The sequence below is a fragment of the Deltaproteobacteria bacterium genome (assembly GCA_028818775.1).
GTDB lineage: Bacteria > Desulfobacterota > Binatia > UBA9968 > JAJDTQ01 > JAJDTQ01.
Genome location: JAPPNE010000084.1, coordinates 35934 through 61354, shown reverse-complemented (window position 1 = coordinate 61354; position 25421 = coordinate 35934). Strand labels below are relative to the sequence as shown.

Here is a 25421-nt window from a genome sequence, read left to right as displayed (position 1 = left end):
CCCGAGTGGCCAGATTCTCAAAGCGTCGGAAATCCGTGTTCCGAGAGTACACGGAAGCCATCGTCATCGCCCTGATCGCGGCGCTGTTCCTGCGCGCGTTCGTGGTGCAGGCGTTCAAGATCCCTTCGGGTTCCATGATCCCCACGCTGGTCATCGGCGACCATATCCTGGTCAACAAGCTGTCCTACGGCATCCGGCTTCCGGACTTGAACTGGCTGCCTTTTGCCGGGTGCGTCGATATGGCACGAGGTTCCCACGCCGTCAACTGGGACGCGCCGGAACGCGGCGACGTGGTCGTCTTCATCTACCCGCAGGACCGCTGCAAGGACTTCATCAAGCGGGTGGTGGGGGTGCCCGGCGACGAGGTCCTGATCCGGGACAAGAAGGTCTTCATCAACGGGGAGCCGGTGAAGGATCCGCACGCCCACTTCGAGGACCAGGGCATGACCCTGGGCGCGGGTCATCTGCGTGACAACCTCGGTCCCGTCAAGGTGCCGGAAGGCCACGTGTTCGTCATGGGCGACAACCGGGACCGAAGCTTCGACAGCCGCTTCTGGGGCTTCGTGCCCATCGACGACGTGCGCGGCCGGGCCTTCGTCAAGTACTGGTCCTGGGACTCGGATGACGAGAAGGGCTGGGGGGAGCGGTTGCGCTGGTGGCGCATCGGCATGCTCATCTACTGACATTTCACCCGGTTTTGTTCGCAACATGAAAGCCACTCTCACCCTGGCCGACGGGACCTCGTTCACCGGCCGCTCCTTCGGCAGTGAAGGGGAGGCCGCCGGGGAGGTCGTCTTCAACACCAGCATGACGGGATACCAGGAGATCCTCACCGATCCTTCCTACGAGGGCCAGCTCGTCACCATGACCTATCCCCAGATCGGCAACGTCGGCGTCAACCCGGAGGACGACGAATCGCGCCGGCCGTTCGTCAAGGGATTCATCGTCAAGGAATACTGCCCGGTGCCCAGCAACTGGCGCGCCACCCAGGCGTTGCACGAGTACATGCGGGAGCACGGCATCGTCGGTATCGAAGGGGTGGACACGCGCGCCTTGGTCACCCACATCCGCGAGCGCGGCGCCCAGGAGGGAATCATCTCCACGGCGAGCCGGGACCAAGCGGCGTTGACCGAGAAAGCACAACGACTCGGAGGGCTTGAGGGCCGGGACCTCGTGAAGAACGTGAGCTGCCGCGAACCCTACACGTGGGACCAGGGAGGCTGGCGCATGGGCAGCGGCTTCGCCCGCGCCGGCGCGCCGGAATTCCACGTGGTGGCGTACGATTACGGCATCAAGTTCAACATCCTGCGAGGCTTGGTGGAGGCCGGTTGCGCGGTCACGGTGGTGCCCGCATGGACCTCCGCCGAGGAGGTGCTGGCGCTGGAGCCCCACGGTATTTTTCTCTCCAACGGTCCCGGGGACCCGGCGGCGGTGGCGTATGCCGCGGAGAACGTGCGCAAGCTCGTCGGCCGCCGGCCCATCTTCGGCATCTGCCTGGGCCACCAGATCCTCGGCCTGGCCCTGGGCGGGCGCACCTTCAAGCTCAAGTTCGGCCATCACGGCGGCAACCAGCCGGTCATGGACCTCACCACCGGAAAGGTGGAGATCACGACGCAGAACCACGGCTTCGCGGTGGACGCCGACTCCCTCGAGGACGCGGTGGAAGTGACCCACGTGAATCTCAACGACCGCACCGTCGAGGGGCTGCGGCACCGCGAGCACCCGATCTTCTCGGTCCAGTACCATCCCGAGGCGTCGCCCGGGCCTCACGACGCGGACTACCTGTTCGAACGCTTCCGCGGCCTCATGGCCGGAGCCTGAGATGCCCAAGCGCACCGACATCGAGTCCATCCTGCTCATCGGCTCCGGCCCCATCGTCATCGGCCAGGCGTGCGAGTTCGACTACTCCGGTACCCAGGCGTTGAAGGCCCTCCGGGAGGAGGGCTACCGGGTCATCCTTGTCAACTCCAACCCGGCCACCATCATGACCGATCCGGAGTTCGCGGACCGCACCTACGTGGAGCCGCTGGACGCGGGCGTCGTCACCAAGATCATCGAAGCCGAGCGTCCGGACGCGCTGTTGCCGACCCTGGGTGGCCAGACCGCCCTGAACCTCGCCATCGAGCTGGCGGAGACGGGCGTGCTGGAACGCCACGGCGTGGAGATGATCGGCGCGCGCCTGGAGGCCATCAAGAAGGCCGAGGACCGCGACCGCTTCAAGGAGGCCATGGCGCGGATCGGCCTGGACCTGCCGCGTAGCGTTTATGTACATTCGCTGGACGAGGCCCTGGCGGCCCGGCGGGCGTTGGCCAGCCTGCCGCTGATCATCCGTCCGTCGCGCACGCTGGGGGGCAGCGGCGCCAACATCGCGTACACGGAGGACGAGTACGTCGAGATGGCGCGCTCCGGATTGCAGATCTCCCCGGTGCACGAGGTGCTGGTAGAAGAGTCGGTGCTGGGCTGGAAGGAGTTCGAGCTTGAGGTGATGCGCGACCACAAGGACAACGTGGTGATCGTGTGTCCCATCGAGAACTTCGACCCCATGGGGGTGCACACGGGCGATTCCATCACGGTGGCGCCCGCCCAGACGCTCACGGACAAGGAGTACCAGGTGATGCGCGACGCCGCCCTGCGCATCATCCGCGAGATCGGCGTGGATACCGGCGGCTCCAACATCCAGTTCGCGGTGAACCCGGACAACGGCCGGCTCGTGGTCATCGAGATGAACCCGCGGGTGTCGCGCAGCTCGGCCCTGGCCAGCAAGGCCACGGGTTTCCCCATCGCCAAGATCGCCGCCAAGCTGGCGGTGGGCTACACCCTGGACGAGATCCCCAACGACGTGACCCGGGAGACTCCGGCCTCCTTCGAGCCCACCATCGACTACGTGGTGGTGAAAGTGCCGCGCTTCACCTTCGAAAAGTTTCCGCAGACCCGCGACGTGCTCACCACGCAGATGAAGTCGGTGGGTGAGGCCATGTCCATGGGGCGTACCTTCAAGGAGGCGCTGCAGAAGGCCATGCGCTCCCTCGAGACCAACAGCTACGGCTTCGAGCAGCCCGAGTTCCTGGCAAGTCTTCCGCAGAACGGCGGATTGCCCGGCACCGCCGGTGCGACCGGAGCCGACGTGGAGGCTTTGCTCGAAGAGCGCCTCCACCGACCCCGCTCCGACCGCCTCTGGACCCTGGGCGCCGCTCTGCGCACGGGCTTCACGGTACCGCGGCTGTACGAGCTGACCGGCATCGACCCCTGGTTTCTTCACCACATACAGGCCATTATCGAGAAAGAAGGTGAGATACGGCAACGGTTGGGTGAAAGCGAGGAGGCAGACCGGGAGTTCTGGGCCGAAGTCAAGAACATGGGTTTTTCCGACAAGCGGCTGGCGGAGCTCTCGGACCGCCCGGAGGATGACATCCGGACTCTGCGCATGAACGCCGGCGTGCTCGCCGGGTTCCGTACCGTGGACACCTGCGGCGCGGAGTTCGAGGCCTTCACCCCGTACTACTACTCCACCTACGAGGGCACCCAGGAGTCCCGGCGCAGCGACCGCAGGAAGATCATGATCCTGGGCGGCGGCCCCAACCGCATCGGCCAGGGCATCGAGTTCGACTACTGCTGCGTGCAGGCCGCGTTCGCCCTCAAGGAGGACGGCTTCGAGACCCTGATGGTCAACTGCAATCCGGAGACCGTCAGCACCGACTACGATACCTCCGACAAGCTGTATTTCGAGCCCCTCACGCTGGAAGACGTGCTCAACATCGCCGCGCAGGAACGGCCCGACGGGGTCATCGTCCAGTTCGGCGGGCAGACGCCGCTCAAGCTCGCGCTGGCGCTGGAGCGGGCCGGCGTTCCCATCATCGGCACGTCGCCGGACAGCATCGACCTGGCCGAGGACCGGGAACGCTTCAAGGACCTGCTGGAAGAGCTGGACCTGCGCCAGCCGCTGAACGGCACCGCCCGATCCACGGACGAAGCCCTGCGGGTGGCGGAGAGCATCGGTTATCCCGTGCTGGTGCGGCCGTCCTACGTGCTCGGCGGGCGCGCCATGGAGATCGTCTACGAGGAGGCCAAGCTCCGGGAATACCTGGTATCGGCGTTCCAGGCCTCGGTGGAGCACCCGGTGCTCATCGACAAGTTCCTGGACGATGCCACCGAGGTGGACGTGGACGCCATCGCCGACGGCGAGCGCGTGGTCATCGGCGGCATCATGGAGCACATCGAACGGGCAGGCGTCCACTCCGGGGACAGCGCCTGCTCGATCCCGCCCCGGACGCTGTCGGCGAACGTGCAGGCGGAGATCCGGCGGCAGGCCGCGGCCCTGGCAACCGCCCTCAAGGTACGCGGCCTGATGAACGTCCAGTTCGCGGTCAAGGGGGAGGACGTCTACATCCTGGAGGTGAACCCGCGGGCGTCGCGCACCGTGCCCTTCGTCAGCAAGGCCATCGGCGTGTCCCTCGCCAAGCTGGCGGCCCGGGTCATGGCGGGGCGGACGCTTCACGAATTGGGTTTCACGGAGGAGATCGTCCCGCCCCACGTCTCGGTCAAGGAATCCGTGCTGCCGTTCAACAAGTTCGCCGGGGTGGACACGCTGCTGGGACCGGAAATGAAGTCCACCGGGGAGGTCATGGGTATCGACCAGACCTTCGGCAAGGCTTTCGCCAAGGCGCAGATGGCCGGCGGCATGCGCCTTCCCGATTCCGGCACGGCTCTGTTCAGCCTGCCCGACCAGCACCGGCAGGGCGCTGCCGGCATCGCCCGGGCGTTGGCGGCGCTGGGCTTCCATATCGCGGCCACCGGCGGCACCGTCGACAGCTTCAAGACCGCCGGCATCCTCGTGGAAGCAGTGCCGGACCTCGAGGACACCCTGCGCCGCAAGGCCGTGGCCATGGTCGTCAACACTCACGCCAACGAAAGCTACCGCAACGACGGCTACCTCGTGCGGCGTAACGCCCTGGATCGCCAGATCCCGTACTTCACCACCCTCGCCGGCGCGGAAGCCGCGGTCGAGGCCATCGAGTTCCTCAAGGCCGGCGAGTTGACCGTGCAACCGCTCCAGGAATACCAGCGGCATGCGCGGAACAGAATGTAGCCAAACGTGCCTCCACCCGGATACGAAAACCGATAGCTCGCGGCCGTGACTCCTTCGTATCGCGTCAATCCCATCAAACCCGCCGACTGCCGCGAGGCACTGCAGCTTCCTCTGAGCGTGCTGAAAGGCATCGGCCCGGTACGGGCCGCGCAGCTTGCCGCACGCGGTCTCGCCACCATCGAGGACCTGCTCTACCACCTGCCTTTCCGCTACGAGGACCGGCGCGGCGCAGCGGCCGTCCGCGATGCGGTGGCCGGGGAAGGCGGCGCCTTCGTCGGCCGGCTGACGAGTCTCAGGGCCGGACGGTTGCGCGGCCGGCGCCGCATCCTCACGGGCACATTGACCGACGACACCGGTAGCCTGGAGCTGGTCTGGTTCAATCCGCCGCGGTACCTCACCGACACTTTGCGCGTGGGCCAGCGGCTTTCCGTGTACGGAAGGGTCGCGGGCGAACGGGGCGGGCGCCTCAGCCTGCCCCATCCGGAGTTCGAGGTGCTCGAAGGCGACGCCGAGCGCGAACCGGAGGTCCGTCCAATATACGCGAAGCCCGGTGACGTGCCGCAGTCGAGTCTACGTGGCTGGATAGCGCAAGCGCTGGAGCGTTTCGGTGGTTTCCTGCCCAGCTTCTTGCCGTCTGAAGTGGCCTTGCGGCAGAAGCTGGTTGACCTGGAGCAGGCGCTGGAGACTCTCCACCGACCGTCCTTGGCGCCCACCCCGGCGCTCACGGACGAAGCCGGCATTCTGGCACACCGTTCCCTTGCCTTCGACGAATTCTTCTACTTCCAACTGGCCTTGGCGCTACGGCAACGGCAGCGCCTGGACACGCCCGGCTTCTCCTTCCCCGCGCGGGCAGGCTCCCTCACCGACCGCATGCGGAACCTCCTGCCTTACCGTCTGACGGGCGGGCAGGAGCGGGTGCTGCGGGAAATCCACGCGGACATGGAGTCGCCGAGCCCCATGCGCCGCCTGCTGCAAGGCGACGTCGGTTCGGGCAAGACCGTCATCGCGTGGCTCGCCGCTCTGCGGACCATCGAGAACGGCCGCCAGGCGCTGCTGCTGGCGCCCACGGAGCTGCTCGCGGAGCAGCACCACGAAAGGCTCCGTCCCTATGCCGAAAGACTCCGCGTGCGCGCGGCGCTGCTCTCCGGTTCGCTCCGTCCGGGCGCCCGGAAGGACATCATCCAGCGCATCCGCAGCGGCGCGGTGGACTTCGTCGTGGGCACCCATGCCCTGTTCCAGGAGGGCGTCCGGGTGCCGCGCATGGGGCTGGGCATCGTCGACGAGCAGCACCGGTTCGGCGTGTCCCAGCGCACCGCCTTCGCGCGGCTGGCTGCCCGGGATGACGCGAATGACGCGGCGCCCGAGCTCGATCTGCTCCTGATGAGCGCGACGCCCATACCCCGGAGTCTCGCCATGGTGCTTTCCGGCGACCTGGAGGTGTCGCTTCTGGACGAGCCGCCGCCGGGACGGACGCCGGTGCGCACGGTGGTGGTGCAGGGAGCCCGGCGACAGCAGGTGTACGAACGGGTCCGCGCCGCGGTGGCCGACGGCCGCCAGGCGTATCTCGTCTATCCGCTGGTGGAAGATTCCGACAAGATACCGCTGGCCGCGGCCGAGCGCATGGCGCGGGAACTCTCCGGCACGGTCATGCACGGGCTGCGCCTGGGCCTGGTTCACGGCCAGATGCCCGCAGCCGAACGGGACCAGGTGATGCGCCGCTTCCGGCAAGGAGGGATCCAGGTACTGGTGGCCACCAGCGTCATCGAGGTGGGCATCGACGTGCCCGGCGCCACACTCATGGTGGTCGAGCATGCGGAGCGGTTCGGGCTGGCGCAGTTGCACCAGCTCCGGGGTCGGGTCGGCCGGGGCCGGGACGAATCCTATTGCGTGCTGATCCACTATGGCGCGCGGGACGACGACGCACGACAGCGGCTGGAAGTTCTGGAACGACATACGGACGGATTCGAGGTGGCGGAGGCCGACCTCCGTTTCCGCGGCGCCGGAGAGATCCTTGGCACCCGCCAGGCGGGATCTCAGGGATTCCGCACCGCCCATCTCGTGCGCGACCACGAGGTGCTGCAAGAGGCACGGCGCGAGGCCCGCGACTGGCTCACACGGAACCCGCGCCGGGAGAGCGACGTGTCCCGGCGCGTTCGGCGGGAACTTCGACGCCGTTGGGGAAATGCCATGGAATTGGGAGCGTGGGCCGATTGAGCAGCGCAGCGACGGGAGCCGCAATCGGCCGAATCGTTGCGCCGGTAGGGGGAATGGCTTATAACTCATGGTTATTCCGGCTGTTTTCACGGCCGATGAAGGACCATGCGGACCTCGCGATGGTCCGGAAACCCCCTATATGGCCGCGCCGGAAGGGACGAGAGGGACAGCAATAGTGGAGTTCAACCGAATCAAGAGGCTGCCGCCGTACGTCTTCAACACCATCAACGACCTCAAGCAGGAGGCCCGGAGGAGGGGAGAGGACATCGTCGACTTCAGCATGGGCAACCCGGACATGGCCACGCCGGCGCCCATCGTCGAAAAGCTGGTGGAGGCGGTGCAGAAGCCGCAGAACCACCGCTACTCGGTGTCGCGCGGCATCTACAAGCTGCGGCTGGCCATCGCCGACTGGTACCAGCGACGCTACGGCGTCTCCATCGACGCGGACGACGAGGCCATCGTCACCATCGGCTCCAAGGAAGGGCTGGCGCATCTGGTGCTGGCCATGATCGATCCCGGCGACGTGGTGCTGTGCCCCAGTCCCACCTATCCCATTCACCAGTACTCGGTGGTCATCGCCGGTGGCGACCTGCGCAGCATCCCGCTGGTCTCCAGCGAGGGGTTCATGGAGCAGCTCGAGGAAGCCATCAAGCAGACGTGGCCGCGTCCCAAGCTGCTGATCCTGAACTTCCCCCACAATCCCACCACCGAGGTGGTGGACCTGGAGTTCTTCGAGCGCATCGTGAAGTTCGCCAAGGCCAACGAGATGCTGGTGATTCACGACTTGGCCTACGCGGACCTGACCTTCGACGGGTACGAGCCTCCCAGCTTCCTTCAGGCCGCGGGAGCCAAGGACGTGGGCGTCGAGTTCTTCACCATGTCCAAGAGCTACAACATGCCCGGATGGCGCGTGGGCTTCGCGGTGGGCAACGCCACCATGATCCACGCCCTGGCGCGGCTCAAGAGCTACATGGACTACGGCATCTTCCAGCCGGTTCAGATCGCGTCCATCCATGCCCTGAACCACCAGGACGACGACGTGCACGAGATCTCCGAGAAGTACCGGAGCCGGCGCGACGCGCTTGTGGACGGCCTGGCCCGGCTCAACTGGATGATCCGCAAGCCCAAGGCCACCATGTTCGTGTGGGCCGAGATCCCCGCTCCCTACCGTTCCATGGGCTCGGTGGAGTTCTCCAAGTTCCTGCTCAACGAGGCCAAGGTGGCGGTCTCCCCGGGCATCGGCTTCGGCCAGTACGGCGACCAGCATGTGCGCTTCGCCCTGATCGAGAACGAGCACCGTACCCGACAGGCGGTGCGCACCATCCGCAACGCCATGGGCGTGCTGCCCGAATAGCGCAAGGTCATGGGGTCCCCGGTCCGCATCGGCATCCTCGGCGCCGGCACCGTCGGCGGCGCCGTTCACGATCTGGTGGCCAAGGGGCACTTGGCGCGTTTCGGAGTGGACGCCGAGGTGGTCAAGGTGTTCACGCGAAGGCCCGAGGGCAAGCCAGGGTACGCGGCGGCGCCGGAGCTTTTCACGACCGATCCGGCCGCGGTCACGGGTCACCCCGACGTCGACATCGTGGTGGAGGTGCTCGGAGCCGGCGCGGCCGAGGACCTGCGCGCCCAGAAGGACTGGGTCGTCGATGCGCTACGCCACGGCAAGCCGGTGGTCACCGCCAACAAGGCGCTGCTCGTGGCCCATGGCGCGGAGATCTGGGCCGCGGCCCGGGAGAGCGGCCGGGCGGTTCGTTTCGAGGCCTGCGTCGGCGGCGGTATCCCGATCATCGGACCTCTCACCCAGAGCCTCGCGGCCGAGCGGCCCGCGGCCGTCTACGGCCTGTTGAACGGCACCAGCAACTACATCCTGACGGAGATGGCGCAACGGGGCCGATCCTACGCGGATGCGCTGGCCTCCGCCCAGGCGCTGGGCTACGCCGAGGCCGACCCCGACGCCGACGTGAGCGGCCGCGACGCCGAGGCCAAGCTTCTGCTGCTCGCGTCCGTCACATTCGGAGCGCGCCTCATGCCCGGCGCGATCCACCGAAAGGGCATCGAACTGATCCACGCCATCGACTTCCTCTATGCGGCGCGCAAGGGCCGCGCCACCATCAAGTCCGTGGCCCTGGCGCGCGGAGTCGACGGCGCCCTGGAGGCCATGGTGAGTCCCATGGTGGTGCCGGAACGCCATCCCATCGCGGGCATCGACGGCGTCACCAACGCGCTGTTCTTCAAGGGGCAGGTCAGCGACGGCGGCGCGCCCGGCGCGGGTGACTGGGACTACGTGTTCGCGGGCCCCGGGGCGGGTGGGGGCGCCACGGCCGTTGCGGTTCTCGGCGACGTCCAGGAGTTGGTGGCGCGTTCCGGTGATGCGCCTTTTCTGCCGGTGGAGAGCATCGTCTCGGGGGTGGACACGGTGCGTCCGCAAGACGATCTTCGAGCCTCCTTCTACGTTCGCTTCGTGGTGCGCGACCAGAGCGGCATCGCCGGCGAGCTTTGCGAGATTTTCGGGGACCAACAGATCAACGTATCCGAGATCTGGCAACTCCAGCACACGGAGGAAGAGTTGGAGTCGCTCGTGGCGCCGGGGAAGGGCGGAACCGAGGCTCACGAGATCCTGCCGTTCGTGATCACCCTGGAAGAGACCAGCGTGGGCCAATTGCGCCAAGCCCTGGAGCGTATCGCGCAAAAGGACTACGTGCTGGCGGAACCCTTGTGGCTGCCCATATGGAAGGCTTGAGCGGGCCTCCCGCGCTTGAATACCGGGACAGGCAGGGTTTGCGTCTCAATGCCCACGGATGAGCGGGGCGATCGGGTCGGGCTCGTGGCCGTGCGCGACAACCCCCGCTTCGGTCTTCAGGTGCTGTTGTCGCCGGCATCCGCCCCGGCCGTACGCGCCGGCACTGGAAACGCGTCGTTTCCCGCGGAGCGCATCGACATCGGCGACCACGCGCCCGCGACCCTGCGGCAATGCCACGGCCTGGAGGCCGCCAAGGCGCGCCGGCTGCTGGGGTCCGGGATGAGCCCGGCGTACGCCATGGGATGCTGGGTCGCGGCCGCCAGGGTCCTCCTGGCCGCCACGGGGCTTCTTTTCGCGGTCGAGGGAGAAGGCCGCAGTCCAGTGCACCGAAAGGTGCCTCCCCGTGAACGTCACCTCGTGAGCGGCAGGGGAGTGGACTTCGCCGATTTCTTGAACCGGGAGCAACTGCATTGCGACCTGGGCCGGCTGTCCTTCTTCACCCAATGGGTCGAGCCGGGTTCGGGTGACGCCACGAGGTTCTTCCTGGTCAAGGTCCCGGGCGACCTGCGCGGTGCCGGTTCCGTGTGGCACGCTCCAGACAAGGCGTTGCTGCTGTGGCGCGACGGCGCCCTGACCCTGGACTTCGCCACCTTTGCGTGTCTGCGCATCCTGACGGATTTCTCCTCCTGTGATAGTCTTCTGTCCGAATACCAGACCCCCTGAGCACATGCGCGGGGGGTTTGATCCATGGCCCGGTCCGGTGCGAAGACACGCATCGTGACCCTTCAAGCAGGAGAACTTGATATGGCGACCGAGTTGACCATCGCGCTCGAGCGATATGACCGGCACGTACCGTTTTTCATGGGAATGGTCTCGCCCCCGGAGGGCATCGACCTCAAGGTGCTCGAGGTCGGCATGGCGCCGCCGCGGCGGGACGGCATCGACCGCCACAGGCGCTTCATGGTCGGCGACGAATTCGACATCTGCGAGATGTCGGTTTCATCCTACCTGACGGCCAAGAGCCGCGGCCTGAACTACACGGCGACGCCGGTGTTCCCGCGTCGCCTGTTCAGCCAGAACCACATGTTCGTCAGCACCGCCGCCGGCGTCGACAAGCCCACGGACCTGATCGGCAAGAAAGTCTGCTGCCGCAGCTTCCAGACCACCATGTCGGTGCTGGCCAAGGGCGACCTCGCCTTCGAGTACGGCGTGCCCTGGCAGGATCTCGACTGGCAGACCATGAGCACCGAACTCGTCGACTGGCCGGGCCGCGAGGCCGCCAATCTGACCACCATCGACGAGCCCAGCGCCCCGGACGCGTTGATCGCGGGCGAGCTGGCCATGATGATCCACCCGCATCCGCCCGAGCGACTGCTGGAGGGTGTGCGCGAAGGATCGGTGCGGCGGCTGTTCCCCGACACCAAGGCGGAATGCGCCCGCTACTTCAAGAAGTACGGCGATTATCCGATCATGCACGTGCTGGTCTACAAGCAGGAAATCGCCGACCGTCACCCCGACCTGCCGCGCGCGCTCATGGACATGTGGGAAGACTCCAAGACCCAGGCGGCGGGATTCTACGACGACCCGGGCTATTCCGAGCTTGCGTTCGCGCGCAACGAGTTCGAGGAGGAGCGGACCCTGTTCGGCACGGACATCTGGCCGTCCGGGCTTGCCGCCAACCGCGCCAGCATCGAACGCTTCATGAAGTACCTGACCGACCAGACGTTGATCGAGGCGCCGTACCCGGTGGAGAAGTTGTTTCATCCGAGCGTGCTGGACACTTAGACCGACAAAGGCCTCAATCTTAACGGAGAGGACACCTCACTGATAAGGAGCCGCTCGCCAGCGGCAGCCCGAAGGCACTCTCCAGCCCTTCGATAAGCACCGCCATCGTCTGCCGGCGGTAGAACCGCAGCCACAACCGCCGCGAATGGCTCAAAACCATCACCAGCGCATGCCGCCGCCCCCAGGAAGCGAGAACGTGGCGAAGTCCACCTGCCCCTGCCGCCCCACCGGCGTCTCGAACCGCACCACCGCCTCCACTGACTCCCACCGCCGCACTGCCCGAACGTAGTCCCTCACGGCCATACCCGCCCGTGTAGCCCGCCGCCTGAATCTCGTCGTACAGCCGCTTCGCCGACAACCGGGGGAACTCCTCCAGTCGCGTCTCGATGATCTCCTTGTACGGATACGTCTCCCATCCGTGCATCGGTTCGTCGCTCGTTCCCATTGACTTAGCCAACAGCGTGGAACACCGCACCTCGTCCAGCAACTTCAAGGTGTGCCATTTTCGGTTGACACAAATGGGACATTTTCGGTTGCCACCAACATCCTGACAGGAGACAACGGACAGAACTCTCTTGAGTCGAAGATCGACTTCTGCCGCAAGGGTCAGCCGCACTCGAAGTCCTGACGAGTTCGGGACCCGCCAAGGACGTAGGAAGGCACTCCTGCAATTGTTCGACCCTTTGTGTCCGGGAAACGTCGCTACATGTCCAGTTGCGCCAGATTATAGCGTAGCTAATGCTGTTCCTAGTTTGATACGAAATCGCGAAGAGGCGAAAGAGTGACGGGCCGCGAAGAAGAGGTTGACCATGATCCGAATCGATCACGATTTGCTTCGCCGGACGCGCTTGGAGTTGGGTTGGACGCCCGAAGAGCTGGCAGAAAAATCTGATCTGGATGCACGGACGGTACGACGGATCGAACAGGGTGGTAGCCGAACCCGGCTCCATTCGGCTCTCGCTCTTGCAAGGGCACTGAATTTGGAACTGACCGCTCTCGTACTGGATGACCGTCCAACCGGAGTGGTCTCGATAAGTGGCAATGGAAGCCGGGCAACGACCGGGCGCCGGCTTCGGACGGAACTGGTGAGCCCTGGCGAGTGGAGTCTCAAGGAAGCCCTTTACGTCTTATCCTTGGTTTTAAAGAACCTCGGTTTTGACGGAATGGCATTGAGCGAAAGCAAAGGCGAGGTGGACCGGGTGAGGGCGGCTTTCAAGGCGGCTGACAGCGCCATGCAGACCACGCTTTCCGGCGGAGGCGACTGGGGGTCTGAAGAGGCGATGTCCGTCTTGTCGCAGCTTCTGGCCAAGTACGGCACGGCATTCGGCCAACAAACGGTGAAGAGTCCGACAATGGGGGTCGATTTCGTGCAGGCAGCTTGCGACCAGGCCAAACGAGCGCTTCCCAAGTAATCGATGTCCGGTACCTCGGCAATGTCGGCTTGTTCGCACTTGGGGTCCGTCACACCAACCTCGTCAAACTTCCGGAGAAGGCGCGATGACGCGGATTGCCTTGAAGTTCGCAATTCCTTCTTGGTCTCGCTCTGGCATCTCGAGTTGGACGGAGCGAGCGTGACTCCGGCAATGACTGCACGATTTACTGGGTGGACCGTGAGGAGGAGCACAAAATGCGTGGACTACTGGTGATTATAACTCTTCTGTCGTTGTTTCTTCTCGCAGGCTGTGGGTCCGCCTACAAGGGAGTTGTCGATTCCAGCGGGCTTGGTTCCGGCCAATACATACCGTCCGTTTTCGTGGAGCCGGGACAAGAGGAAAAGTACAAGCAGGTATTGGGGATCTGTCGAAATGTCGCCAACAACCGCCAAATGACTGCCGCGCAAGAGGCACAACTCGCAACCCTCACCGATACAGCTCAATCCACGGTGCAAGGGGCCGCGATGGCCACCCGGATGGGACAAATTTTCGATATGGCGGGTGTCGGAGGCGTCAAGATCGGGGAAGCGGCAGGCATCGGCGCAAGTGTGGGGCTCGTGACGGGATTGGTCGGTTCCATGAGCGAAGGCGCGAAAAAGACGGCAGCAGAAACGAAGCTGATATTGCTCAGGTGTCTAAAGGTCGCCTCAAAGAACGGAAAGTTGTGGCAGGTCCTGGAGTAGCGCAGCAACGGGAACTCACGCTGGTGACGGAGTTGGGATGGCGGTGTGTCGTGGGATACGGAGGAACCCGATGATAGAGAACAGAATCCCCAAGGTTCGCGGCAAGTTGTCTCGTCTCCGCCATGTCCGGCGGGCTGCGTGCGTCGCCACGCTGATGATCGGGCTTGTTTCGAGTCCCTCCGTCACACGGGCGGAGTCCGGCAACGGGTTCTGGAGCGATTACCTCATTCACGCGAGCAGATGTCAGGCCGCGCTCAACGATACGGCGTCGGAAGGCACAAGGTGTCTCTTGGGCAACGGATTGAAGCTCTTCGTGGAGGAGAGTCTGCGTTTCGCGGACGCATACGGGAAAAGGAGGTTCGGGCCGCACTTCCAGGTTGCCGGCAACCTGTCTTATTCCCCTGTATCGCACAAGTTCGGGATCGACGGTGATATCGACATGGTGCTTCCGTTCGCTGGCGCGGGATCGTCCGGTAACAGGAACGGCGTTTCCTCGTTCTTCTTCCAGCAGGGCGTTACCCGCTGGTGGGACGGATCCGGCTCCGGACTGTTCCGCAACGATCTGCGGCACGGTGTGGTGCGTCGTTTCCGGGTTTCGAGCGCGCCGGACGCTGACATCGTCGGAATTTCGGCGTTCCACCTGTTGAACGCCGAGCGTGGACACAGAGTGCTGGCGCCGGGGATCGACTACACCGGAAGGTGGGGCATCGGTTCGTTCCGCTACTTTGTTCCCGCCACAGACTGGCGCCGGGGCAGTTCGGGATACCAGGAGCGTGCCCTTGAAGGGATGGAACTCGGGATGCGCTTCGATCTGACCACAACTCTTCAACTCAACACGGTCGGTTACCGCTGGCGGGCCGAGGACGGTTCCAATCAGTGGAACACGGGCACCCGCGTGGGCCTCGACTGGCGCCCACACCCGTGGTTCAAGTTCGGCGCTAACTACGACGGCATCGGCGAGGGCAAGCGTTCCACCAGCTTTCAAGTGGCGCTTCACTTACCGTTCGGCGGTCCGTCGGAGAAGCCGGCTTGGGAAGGTTTGGGTGTGGCCGCGGACTATTCACGTCCAAAGACCGAGGACTTGTGGCGGCCGATCGAGGACATTGGCCCGATCAGGGTCGCCAAGCGGCAAAGCGCGTCCGCCCTCGTGAAAAAAGCGCGGGTCCGGTTCCTGCAGGACGCCGTCGGCAGCGGCGAAGCGGTCCGGTTGGAGGTCTTGTTGCCGGCTGCCGCGCCCGAAGACATTCGGGTGGTGGTGCGGCTCGTTCCGGGAGACGGGGAGAATCCCGCAGTGGCGGGTGAGGACTTCGTTGACGAGCCCGTCGAGACCAGGATTCCGAAGGGTACAGCGAGCAGCACCGTCTCGATCACGCTTCTCCGGAACGACAACATGGAGCAGCCGCGGAGCTTGGGCGCCACCGTATCCATGGCTTCGTGAGGACGAAACACCGCCGCACCCAATCGAAAGGTTTGCCCGATGCATAGGATTGCTTTCTCGCGGATAACATTGATCCTTGTGGTTGCCGGCATCATGTCAGTCGGGCTGGCATCTTGTGGTGGAGGCGGTGACGGCGGGGGAGGTCGCAATGGGACGATCGTGTTGCCGCCTGGTAACCGCGCGCCGGTAATAGTACAACGCTTTACAGACATAACCCTGACGCTCCAGATAGGCAGCTCCTTTAGATGGGGTTCGCCACAAACAGTTGATGCGTACTTCTCGGATCCGGATGGCGACTCGCTGACGTATCGCGTAAGCACGAGTAATCGCAACGTCGCGGAGGTCGTGCTTGGTTCGCCGCAAATAGTGATCGTACAGGCCCAAGGCGGAGGTACCGCGACCATCACGGTCACCGCTACAGACCCCGGTGGGCTTACAGCCAGACAACAGTTCCGGGTAACAGTGAGGCAAACGACATCGCGCAACCAGGCACCAGTCGTCAGGACCCGGTTTCAGGATCTGACGCATACGGTATCCTCGCAGGAAGATCAGCGCAGGACATGGACTTTCAACCTGGTCTCATTTTTCTCGGACCCGGACGGCGACACGCTGACTTACACTGCGAGGACTACCAATGTCTTCTTTGCCGCGGTTCGGGTAACGGGCAACCAATTGAACGTGACGTCGGGGCTCGATGGGGTCGCAACCATTACCGTAACCGCAACGGATCCCGGTGGCCTCACGGCGTCGCAAAGCTTCAGGTTGACGACAACATTCCGGCCACCGAGCAACCGCGCTCCGGTTGTGCGGCGTGGGATACAGGACGTGGCCAGCATGACCGTGGGGCAAGGCAGGTCCGCCGATGTTTCGAATAATTTCTCCGATCCCGATGGGGACACACTGACCTATTCCGCGAGGTCGAGCGCGACCAACTTTGTGCAGGTCTCGATGTCGGGCAGTAGGCTCACGTTCACCGCCGTTCAGGCGTTCTCGAGCGGCCAGGTAAGGATCACCGTAACGGCGCGCGATCCGCACGGCGCAACAGCCGAGCTCAGCTTCCGGATTTTGGACGTTTCTGCTCCTGCCAGGCGCTACTTTGGCGCGATTGCGTTTGGCAATAGGAGGAACAACGACCAATACGAATGTTCAGGGGGATATGCCGCCTTCATAGTTTCCAATCACACCAACCGCGTTGAAGCTGAGTTCGCAGCCCTCAATGGATGTCTCCAGGCGGGTGGACTAAACTGCGGCGTCAGTGTATTTGGTAGTGCCTACGGTGCTGGTAACGAATGTGGCGCGCTTGCACATGGCGAAGACAGTAACGGACGCTGCAGTGTGCAGTCCGGGTTAGGCGCAACAAGATCTGCAGCTGAGTTGGATGCGTTGGCTAATTGTAGGAGAGGGGGGTATAGCTGCTCGCTGACGAGAGGTGCCGGCGGAGTCCGGTTTGCTCAGTGCGCGGAATAGCCCCTGCTCACACCAGCAATGGAACCGCATGTGCGGTGCGGGTGATGGCTCGGCCAAGCGGGGGTGCTCTCAACATCCCGCCGTCACCCCGAATTGAACCTCGGCATCGGCCAACTGATGAAAAGTCACGACTTTTCGGTAGTCAACAGACAATTCACCTGCTTACAGCACCACCCGCCTCAGTTCTCTTTCCGCCATGACCGACGATCTCGGTCTCCATTCGTCCGCAGTGAAGGGGCATCCTCTCAAGCACGGCGTTGCCCGACATAGCGCGGTTGAGCATGCACCAGAGCCGTGCAGTATAGCGAAAGCCCCCGATATGTGGGATACTGCGTTTGCGTTGCGGAGAAACGCAAGTTGCGGCAAATCCACCGTTTCCCCGCCAACAGCGTAACGCGAAACCCATGAAGCTCTACGTGCAAACCTGGGGCTGCCAGATGAATCAGCTCGACTCGGCGAGGATCGTCCAGCTCATGAAGTCCGCGGACTACGAGCCCACCGACCGCGTCGAAGAGGCCGACCTGATCATCCTGAACACCTGCAGCGTGCGCGACAAGGCGGAACAGAAGGTGTACAGCGCGCTGGGGCGGTGGCGGAAGCTCAAGGAGGAGAACGGCACCGTGCTGGGTGTGGGGGGCTGCGTCGCGCAGCAGGAAGGGGAGGCGTTGCTGCGCAGGGCGCCGCACCTGGATCTGGTCTTCGGCACCCACAACATGCACAAGTTGCCGCAGATGGTGGAGGAGGCCCGGGAGACGGCCCGGCGCTCCGTGGAGACGGCCTTCTACCGCGATCCGTTCTATCTGGAGGACCCCTCGGGGCCGCCGGAGGTGGAGGGCGCCAAGGCCTACCTCACCATCATGCAAGGATGCAACAAGGTGTGCAGCTTCTGCATCGTTCCGCGCACGCGCGGACGCGAGGTGAGCCGGGCCAGCGAGAACATCGTCCGGGACGTGGAGGAGTTGGTGCGCCGCGGCGTCAAGGAGGTGATGCTGCTGGGGCAGAACGTGAACTCCTACGGCCGCACGGTGGCGGGGGAGAGGTCCTTCGCCGAGTTGCTGGAGCGGATCAACCAGGTCCCCGGAATCCAGCGCATCCGGTTCACTACGTCTCATCCGCAGGATCTCTCTCCGGAGCTCGTGGATGCCTTCGTCCGGCTGGAGAACCTCTGCGAGCACCTCCATCTGCCGCTCCAGTCGGGCTCCGACGCCGTGCTCTCGCGCATGCGCCGGGGCTACCGGCTCGGGGAGTACATGGAGCGCATCAACGAGCTGCGCCGGCGCCGGCCCGAGGTTGCTATCACGACGGACATGATCGTCGGCTTTCCGGGCGAGACCGACGAGGAGTTCGAGGAGACTCTGTCCGCCGTTCGCGAGATCGGGTACGACGACATGTTCACCTTCACGTATTCGCCGCGGCCCCGCACGGTGTCGGCCAAGGTGTACCGTGACGACGTCCCGGACGAGGTCAAGGCCGACCGGTACCACAGGCTGCAGGAACTGCAAAAGAGCATTTCCCTCGAGAAGAACCGGAGCCTGATCGGCGCGGAGCAGGAAATCCTGGTGGAAGGGCCTTCCAGACTCGGCCGCGCACAGCTCATGGGGCGGACCCGAACCAACCGCATCGTGAACTTCACGCCCAACGAAGCCACTGTGCCCGCGGAGATGGCGTGCGTACGGGTGGTGGACGCCACGCCGAACTCCCTGGTCGGCGAGGCCATCGAAGCAAGGGAGACCATGTGATGAAGAGTCCGGAAGCCATTGAAATGACGGTCGCGGGGCTGACGCTCGATCAGGTGACCCGGACCCCCATCGTCGTGTTGAAAGATTCGGAGAACAAGCTCCAGCTACCCATCTGGATCGGGCTCCTGGAAGCCACGGCCATGGCCACCGAGCTGGAAGGCATCAAGATGGCGCGCCCCATGACCCATGACCTCATGAAGAACCTGCTGGGGGAGTTGGGCGGCACGGTGAAGCGCGTCGCCATCACGGAGTTGAAGGAGAATACCTATTACGCCGTCATTACGCTGATGGTGGGCGACCGGGAGGTCACCATGGACTCGCGTCCCAGCGACGCCATCGCCATGGCGCTGCGGAGCAAGACTCCGATATACGTGGCGCGGGAGGTACTGGAACAGTCCAGCGTGCTGCAACAGACGGAAGAAGGAAAGGACCCGGACTTCGCCAACGTTTCCAAGGAGAAATGGGGCGAGATACTGGACAAGATGTCGCCTGACGACTTCAAGTACAAGATGTAAGGAAGCACTGGAGAATTTGTCTGAATGGCCGCGCCGAGAAAACGCATTCTACGAAAGGAGATCCGCCAGCCCGACCGGTTCATGGTGTGGACCGGCCTGGTCCTGGATTGGGTCAAGGCCTACCGGCGGCAGTTGATCGGCGCGGGCACCGCCATCGTGGTGGTGGTAGTTGCGGTCGTCGGCTGGCAGTACTACCGCGGCTACCGGCAAGACTTGGCGGTGCGGGAGTACAGCAAGGCTCTCGTCGAGTACCAGGAAGGCCGTTACGAGGCCGCTCTGGAAGCCTTCGAAAACCTCCGGGCGAAAGGGGAAGCACCCTACGACAAACTCGCGAATCTTTACGTTGCCAACAGCTACATCGCCCTGGAGCAACCCGCCAAGGCTGTGGAGGTGCTGGAAGGCGTCGCCGGCGCGGACGGCGACGGTTTCGTGGGCCAGGTCATGCTGGTGACACTGGGGCTGGCCCAGGAAATGAACGGAGCCTGTGAGGAAGCCCTCACGACCCTGAACCGCGCCCTGGATCGACCGGGGCCGTTGCGCCAGGAAGCCATGCTGGGGAAAGCGCGCTGCAGCGCTCGACTCGGCAAAACCGCGGACGCTGCAGAGACTTACAAGGCCTACCTCAAGGAATTCCCCGAAGCGGAAACCGTGGAAATCGCTCTGCGGCTGCAACAATTGGAAGGCACGTCCGGCAAACCCGCCACCCCTTAAGACATCTCATTCGATCCCGCGTGTCGCCGGCGCTTCGGCGGCAATCCGACTCAAACCCCAAACGTCTGATAATGTATATTATGTCAACTTTCGCATAGCGGCAGACTCGCTATACGAAAGCTGACATAACATATCCGGAGATTCCCACCGTCGGTGCGGAATCGACGGCTGGTAGCTGCCGCCCCGCCCCTCCTATACCGTTATTCCCGCGCAAGCGGGAATCCAGGGGTGAGGTTGGGTCCCGTCAGGTCATCCGCTTCTTGGCGGGAGTTTGTTTTTCGGTTTCCTGGGGGGTTGGGCTGGCCCGGCCGCCCTGGAGGACGAACAGGCGGGTCCGGACGTGCTCTCGGCGGCGGTGGTAGCTCCAGGCGCCGTAGGCGTTGTCGCTGAGAGTGTAGATGCCCTCGGCGAGGGGTTGGGAGCTCATGTCGCTGCACGTGGTGAGCGCGGAGCGCCGGATCCATTGGCGATGGTAGGTGCAGTTTCCGGCACCCGGGCTGCCGGGTGTCGGTTGCAGGTAGAGGCAGTAGTTGCAGGTGTTTTCCCACTCGGGATAGCGGCGGCGGCTTTTGGACTGCTTTGACATGATCGGCAGGGGTTGTTTGGAGGGTCTGTACGAAATGTTTTCCGATCATGCAGTGCCGGTGCCTAGCGTTCAACCGGCAGGCCCGCTTCATTCCAGGCGACGAGGCCGCCGGCTAGGTTGGAGACGTCCGTGAAGCCGGATCTGCCGAGGATGGCGGCGGCCGTGGCGCTGCGCATGCCGGCCCGGCAGACGGTTACCACCGGGGCTTCCTTGTGTGCCTCGATCTCGTCCAGGCGGTTCATGAGCTCTCGCAGCGGCACCAGGACGCTGCCGGGCAAGTGGCCTAGTTCCCCCGAGTATTCGGCGGGCTCGCGCACGTCCACCAGCAACGGCGGCTTGTCGGAGACCAGCATCGTCCGGAGTTCCGCGACATCGACAACCTGCACCAGCTTGAGCTCGCTCCAGTCCGGGAAGTTGATCTCGTCTCTTCCAAGGGCGGACTGGTTGGGCTGGAGCACCTCCTGGATGTTCTGAGGTGGTGAGAGACCGAGGTTGTTCATCAGGTCGATGAAGTCCGGCCGCGTGCGGTTGGCGAGTCGAGGATTGGTGCTCTTCTCGGCGTCGATCGTGGAGGTGGTGTTGCCGCGGTAGTCGTGGCCGGGGTGGACGACGGTTTCCTCCGGCAGCGTGAAGAGTTTCCGCGTGACGGAATCGTATTGAGCGCCGGCGTCGCCACCCGCGAAGTCGGTACGGCCGCAACCTCCGATGAACAGGGTGTCGCCGGTGAGGACGTGCCCTTCCACCACGAGACTCATGCCGTCAGGGGTGTGCCCTGGGGTGTGCAGCACTTGCACGGTGAGGTCGCCGACGGAAAACTCTTCACCGTCTTCCAGGTGGATGTCGACGGCCGGGCTGGGCGCCCATTTCTGCATGGCGAACGGCGCACCGACCAGGAAACGCAACTGGGTACAGCCGCTCAGGTGGTCGGCGTGGGTGTGGGTGTCGATGGCCAGGTCCAGTTCCAGGCGGTGGTAGGCGAGCACGGCAAGATACCGTTCGACGTGGGCGTAGAGCGGGTCCACCAGGACGGCGCGTCCCCTGCCCTCGTCGGCTATCAGGTAGGTCTTGCAGCTTTCTCCGTTCAGTTCGCGCAGGATCATGGTCCTTCGACTTCGCTTCGCTACGCTCAGGACGAACGGAAATGCGCCCGACTCTCCGTTCGTTTCCGGCCTTCACAAACTCAAAAATAACGCCATAGCCACCATTTCTCGAACAGGACCTTGCTCCAGTAGATGGCCCGGGACGGCCCCCACGAGCGTGAATCGGTGACACCGAAAGGCGGCCATCCTTGAGGGTACGTGGTGCGGTTGGCGGCGGCGCGTCCCGCGCCGCAGGAGAGCAGTCATATGGTGTGCAGGTGCAGGGTGGACAACTCCCCTTCCCCGGTGATCTCCGCTACCAGGTTGTCCGCCACCACGTCGGCCTCCTGGTGCGCCACGCCGCCGGCCTTGGAGGCGGGCATGTTGGCGCAGTCGCCGATGGCGTAGACGTTCTCCCACTTGGTCTCCAGGGTGTCGTAGTCCACCTGGATGCCGGTCTCGTTGTCGACCAGCCCGCAGTCGTAGAGCACCTTGGAGGGCCGGTGCGGCGGCACCATGAAGAGCAGGTCGTAGGAAAGCTCGTAGCCGTACAGGCCGTGGACCCGCTTCTTCTCCGGATCGATGGACTGTATGACGAAGTCGTAGTGGATGGTGACGTTGCGTTTCTTGCTCTGGGCGTCCATCCACACCGACGGCATGTGTTCCTCGCCCGCGGGCTCGGGGTCGCGGGTAAAGTACTGGATGTCCACCAGGTCGCGGATATTCCGTTCCTTGAAATAGCTGTCCAGCATCCACTGGGCCTCGTACGGCGCCGGCGGACAGCGGTAGGGGCCCAGCGGCACGCCCACCACGACGCGCCCCTCGCGGAAGCTCTCCAGGGTAGTCTTGAGGCGCAGCGCGGCGTCCATTTCCCACGGATGATGCGCCCCTTCCGCGAAGCCCGGCAGCAGGTCGGGTCTCACTTCCAGCCCCAGGGACACCACCAGGTAGTCGTAGGGAATGGCCGTGCTCTCGAGAATCACTTGCTGGCGGCCGGGGTCGATTCCCAGGATCTCCGCTTGAAGGACCCTGATGTTGCGCTTCTCCAAACGCTTCAGTTTCCGGGAAATGTCCTCGGGACGGCGCTGCCCGACCATGAGAAACAGGAAAGCAGGCATGAAGACGTGATCGGTGCGGCGGTCGATGAGCGTGATGTCGTGGTCCGCCCCCAGCGCGCGGCCGAGCTTGGTGGCCGCCACCACGCCGCCGCTCCCGCCTCCGAGCACGACGATCTGTTTCCTTCCGTTGTGGTAGTGCATCCCTGAACCCTGTCGTCCCCGTCGTCAGGAAGCTTCCCGCTGCCGCCGCTTGGCGCGCAGGGCGAGGCCCTTGAGATTGCGCATGCGCCGGTCGCGCCACATGCGCTGTTCCTGCCGCCCCTCGTCGGTCAGCTCGGATTCAAATCGTGAAGTGCCGCGGATCAGAAGCAGCACCAGATAATCGGAGCACTCCTTGACCCGCTCCGCAAACCATGTGAAGAGTCCGCCGGACATGGCTCCGTCTAACGCAGGAAGGTGTCTTCCTGGGCAAGCTGCACCGCGGCCTGGTCGAAGGCGGCTTCGTCCGGCTCTCCGTCGCCGAGGATTCCGATCTGGCTCAGGAACTGGCCGATCTGCGCGTGGTCCCGCGGGCTCACCGGCGAGTACGGCCGGCCAGGGTCGCCAATGTCCACCCCGAAGTGCTTGAGGGCCGACTTCATGATCGGCGGCAGCCCGTAGGCGCCCCACTTGCCCGGAAAGAGGGTGAAGCAGCGCTGCCAGTAGCGCGCCCTGTCGATGTCGCCCTCCCGGAACGCACGTACGACTCGTGCGCCGATGCGTGTGCCCGGCGGCGGCATGGTGGCGCCCGCGCCTCCCATCATGAGGGTGGTCAGCAGCGGCTGCATGGTGGTGAAGTAGTTGGCCTTGCCGGCAAGCTGGATTTGCTCGATGAGTCGCGTAATCTTGGTGATGTCCCTCGAGCTTTCCTTGAAGTAGTCGACCTTGTTCAACTCGCTCAGGCGCACGAACGCGTCCAGCGGCGGATCCGCGCCGGGACCGGGGTTGTGATAGGCGACGATGGGCAACGGACTGGCCGACGCCACCTCGGTGAAAAACTGAATCAGATCCGAGATGGTAGGTTGACCGCCCCACGGACGGATGGGCATCAGCACCTGGATGAGGTCGCCGCCCACGGCCGCGGCATGTTCCGCCAGATCCAGGATCGTGTCGATGGAGTGGCTCGATGCCCCGAGGATGACGGGCACGCGCTTGTTGACGATCTCGGTGGCGCGCCGCATCACTTCCTTGCGGTCCTCGAGCGAGAGGACCGTGTATTCCGACGCTTCCACCGCGGCGATGGAGACGGCGTCGCAATCGGCCACGAGAAACTCGATCTCGCGCGCGAGAGCATCGTAGTCCACCTGCCCGTCGTCCGTGAACGGAGTCAGCGCCGCGCCGATGATTCCTCTGATGGGGCTAGCCAGCATCCCTCACTCCAGCTTTCTTACTGCAATTCCGCGACGATCCTCGCGTGCGCCGCGTCGCTGCCCTGCACCTTCAGGGGCAGCGCCATGATGCGGCAGCTTTGGCCCGCGATGGCGCCGAGGTTGGTGACGTTCTCCGCGATCAGTACGTCGTTGCCCAGCAGCGTCCGGTGCACCGGAAAGTCGAATCCCTTGGGGCGAAGCGGCGTGGGCAGGTCCACCGTGATGCAGTCGATGCCGAAGAGCTTCACCCCGCGTTCGACGATCCATTCCGCTGCATCCACGGACAGATAGGGATGCATGTTGTATTCTTCACTTTCGAATTTCTCGTCCCATCCGGTGTGCAGCATGAGGATGTCGCCGCGGTTGACCGCGACCCCGGACCCTTCGAGATCCGCCGCCGTGACCTCCTCGCCGCCGCCCGTCTGCACCGAGATGACCGCGCCCGGACCGACGAAGGCGTCGAGGGGCAGTTCCTCGATGGACTTGCCGTTGGGCACGATGTGCACCGGCGCGTCCACGTGGGTGCCGGCGTGGCACGGCAGGTTGATCTCGGTGACGTTGAGCGGATGCCCCTTGCCGAGGTCGAAGAACCGCTGCACGTGCACGTCCGGCAGCACCGGGATCTTGGGCATGCCGTCGTAGATAATCCGTGAGAGATCGATCATGGACATGGTCGTGTTCCTGAAGCGTGAGAAACGCCCGGCCGGGCGTCAGGCCGAACCCCCGTTGCGCCAAGCGGCGTAGACGGGATCCTTGTCGACGAACGCCCGCTTGATGCCGTCGAAGGCCAGCCAGAACTGGTCCAGGGTCTTGTGTATCGACTGGCGCACCGTCTCCTGTTGCTGATCGGTGACGGCGTATTTCCGCACCGCCTCCGGACCCACTTTCATGTGCTCTTCGTCCACCCCCATGTGGAGCGTCCAGTAGCGGATGTCCTCGCTTTCGCGGTCGAAGCCGTAGTGCGTCGTCAGGCCGGTGACGATGCGGGCCATGCGTTCGCTGGCGGTGCCTTCGAGGCAAAAGCCCTGGCACGCAAAGAGCTCCAGCCACGAACGCTGGTACATCAGCAGCTCTCTCCAGTCCAGGAACGCGGAGGTCTCGGGCAACGGCTGGACCGAATCCAGCTCCGCCTTGGACTCGTAGCCGCAGGACATGGCGAAGCGGATGAAGAGGCCGCGGTGGCTGTCGGTGCCGGAGATCTCGCCCGTGCCCTCCTCCACCACGTTCTCGATCCACATCCTTTCCAGGTCGGGATCGTCGGGGCAGCGCCCCAGCATGGCCGCGATGGGCTTGGGAAAGGGCTTGGGGAAAAAGAGGTAGAACTGGCCCACGAACCCCTTGAGCGCCTCTCGATCGATCTCGCCCCGTTCGATCATCCCGATCAGCGGGTTGTCCTTGGAGTGCTTGGCGCGGACCGCCTCCTGTATTTCCTGAACAAAGTCTTCGCCGGATAGAGCCATCGAATCTGCTCCCTGTAT

General features: G+C 64.3%; 22 protein-coding genes. 14 read left to right on the top strand and 8 right to left on the bottom strand.

What is annotated here, in order from left to right; genetic code table 11:
• Window positions 1–35 precede the first annotated feature (35 nt).
• From lepB to OXU42_10035, 8 genes are all read left to right on the top strand, one after another.
• Window positions 36–683 carry a signal peptidase I gene (lepB, locus tag OXU42_10070; protein MDE0029731.1) on the top strand — a complete coding sequence of 216 codons (648 nt, stop codon included), beginning with the start codon at window positions 36–38 and terminating at the stop codon, window positions 681–683.
• A 25-nt stretch (window positions 684–708) separates the two neighbouring features.
• Window positions 709–1821 (top strand): glutamine-hydrolyzing carbamoyl-phosphate synthase small subunit, encoded by a 1113-nt coding sequence (gene carA, locus OXU42_10065; protein ID MDE0029730.1) that lies wholly within the window; start codon window positions 709–711, stop codon window positions 1819–1821.
• A gap of 1 nt (window position 1822) precedes the next feature.
• Window positions 1823–5086, top strand: coding sequence for a carbamoyl-phosphate synthase large subunit (gene carB / locus OXU42_10060; GenBank protein MDE0029729.1), 3264 nt, complete (start codon window positions 1823–1825; stop codon window positions 5084–5086).
• A gap of 45 nt (window positions 5087–5131) precedes the next feature.
• The gene (recG, locus tag OXU42_10055; GenBank protein MDE0029728.1) at window positions 5132–7300 is read left to right on the top strand and encodes an ATP-dependent DNA helicase RecG; all 2169 of its coding nucleotides are present in this window, start codon (window positions 5132–5134) and stop codon (window positions 7298–7300) included.
• A gap of 172 nt (window positions 7301–7472) precedes the next feature.
• The gene (gene alaC, locus OXU42_10050) at window positions 7473–8654 is read left to right on the top strand and encodes an alanine transaminase (protein ID MDE0029727.1); all 1182 of its coding nucleotides are present in this window, start codon (window positions 7473–7475) and stop codon (window positions 8652–8654) included.
• Between the two features lie 9 nt (window positions 8655–8663).
• Entirely contained in the window at window positions 8664–10040 is a 1377-nt protein-coding gene (locus tag OXU42_10045) for a homoserine dehydrogenase (GenBank protein MDE0029726.1), read from the top strand.
• 48 nt (window positions 10041–10088) lie between these two features.
• The gene (locus OXU42_10040) at window positions 10089–10763 is read left to right on the top strand and encodes a hypothetical protein (GenBank protein MDE0029725.1); all 675 of its coding nucleotides are present in this window, start codon (window positions 10089–10091) and stop codon (window positions 10761–10763) included.
• An 81-nt stretch (window positions 10764–10844) separates the two neighbouring features.
• On the top strand, window positions 10845–11825 hold the full coding sequence (locus OXU42_10035; protein MDE0029724.1) for a taurine ABC transporter substrate-binding protein: 981 nt from the start codon (window positions 10845–10847) through the stop codon (window positions 11823–11825).
• A 159-nt stretch (window positions 11826–11984) separates the two neighbouring features.
• Here the strand turns inward: OXU42_10035 and OXU42_10030 are convergent, their stop codons facing one another.
• The gene (locus tag OXU42_10030; protein ID MDE0029723.1) at window positions 11985–12122 is read right to left on the bottom strand and encodes a hypothetical protein; all 138 of its coding nucleotides are present in this window, start codon (window positions 12120–12122) and stop codon (window positions 11985–11987) included.
• A gap of 512 nt (window positions 12123–12634) precedes the next feature.
• Here OXU42_10030 and OXU42_10025 point away from each other — a divergent pair.
• From OXU42_10025 to OXU42_10000, 6 genes are all read left to right on the top strand, one after another.
• Window positions 12635–13237, top strand: coding sequence for a helix-turn-helix transcriptional regulator (locus tag OXU42_10025; GenBank protein ID MDE0029722.1), 603 nt, complete (start codon window positions 12635–12637; stop codon window positions 13235–13237).
• A gap of 215 nt (window positions 13238–13452) precedes the next feature.
• The gene (locus OXU42_10020; protein MDE0029721.1) at window positions 13453–13941 is read left to right on the top strand and encodes a hypothetical protein; all 489 of its coding nucleotides are present in this window, start codon (window positions 13453–13455) and stop codon (window positions 13939–13941) included.
• Window positions 13942–14011: 70 nt separating this feature from the next.
• A complete protein-coding gene (locus tag OXU42_10015) occupies window positions 14012–15379 on the top strand; it encodes an inverse autotransporter beta domain-containing protein (GenBank protein ID MDE0029720.1) in 1368 nt (455 codons plus the stop codon).
• Window positions 15380–17250: 1871 nt separating this feature from the next.
• Complete coding sequence (miaB, locus tag OXU42_10010) at window positions 17251–18585, top strand: tRNA (N6-isopentenyl adenosine(37)-C2)-methylthiotransferase MiaB (protein ID MDE0029719.1); 1335 nt, start codon at window positions 17251–17253, stop codon at window positions 18583–18585.
• The gene (locus OXU42_10005; GenBank protein MDE0029718.1) at window positions 18585–19100 is read left to right on the top strand and encodes a bifunctional nuclease family protein; all 516 of its coding nucleotides are present in this window, start codon (window positions 18585–18587) and stop codon (window positions 19098–19100) included. The genes miaB and OXU42_10005 overlap by 1 nt, the downstream gene beginning before the upstream one ends.
• Before the next feature lie 24 nt (window positions 19101–19124).
• Window positions 19125–19811 (top strand): tetratricopeptide repeat protein, encoded by a 687-nt coding sequence (locus OXU42_10000; protein MDE0029717.1) that lies wholly within the window; start codon window positions 19125–19127, stop codon window positions 19809–19811.
• A gap of 244 nt (window positions 19812–20055) precedes the next feature.
• Here the strand turns inward: OXU42_10000 and OXU42_09995 are convergent, their stop codons facing one another.
• From OXU42_09995 to OXU42_09965, 7 genes are all read right to left on the bottom strand, one after another.
• The gene (locus OXU42_09995) at window positions 20056–20397 is read right to left on the bottom strand and encodes a hypothetical protein (protein ID MDE0029716.1); all 342 of its coding nucleotides are present in this window, start codon (window positions 20395–20397) and stop codon (window positions 20056–20058) included.
• A gap of 62 nt (window positions 20398–20459) precedes the next feature.
• A complete protein-coding gene (locus OXU42_09990; GenBank protein ID MDE0029715.1) occupies window positions 20460–21497 on the bottom strand; it encodes an MBL fold metallo-hydrolase in 1038 nt (345 codons plus the stop codon).
• A gap of 242 nt (window positions 21498–21739) precedes the next feature.
• Window positions 21740–22735 (bottom strand): FAD/NAD(P)-binding oxidoreductase, encoded by a 996-nt coding sequence (locus OXU42_09985; protein ID MDE0029714.1) that lies wholly within the window; start codon window positions 22733–22735, stop codon window positions 21740–21742.
• Window positions 22736–22759: 24 nt separating this feature from the next.
• A complete protein-coding gene (locus tag OXU42_09980; GenBank protein MDE0029713.1) occupies window positions 22760–22969 on the bottom strand; it encodes a hypothetical protein in 210 nt (69 codons plus the stop codon).
• An 8-nt stretch (window positions 22970–22977) separates the two neighbouring features.
• On the bottom strand, window positions 22978–23943 hold the full coding sequence (locus OXU42_09975) for a dihydrodipicolinate synthase family protein (GenBank protein MDE0029712.1): 966 nt from the start codon (window positions 23941–23943) through the stop codon (window positions 22978–22980).
• 17 nt (window positions 23944–23960) lie between these two features.
• Entirely contained in the window at window positions 23961–24614 is a 654-nt protein-coding gene (locus OXU42_09970) for a cyclase family protein (protein MDE0029711.1), read from the bottom strand.
• Between the two features lie 39 nt (window positions 24615–24653).
• Window positions 24654–25403, bottom strand: a complete 750-nt coding sequence (locus OXU42_09965; protein MDE0029710.1) for an iron-containing redox enzyme family protein — start codon at window positions 25401–25403, stop codon at window positions 24654–24656.
• Window positions 25404–25421: the final 18 nt, after the last annotated feature.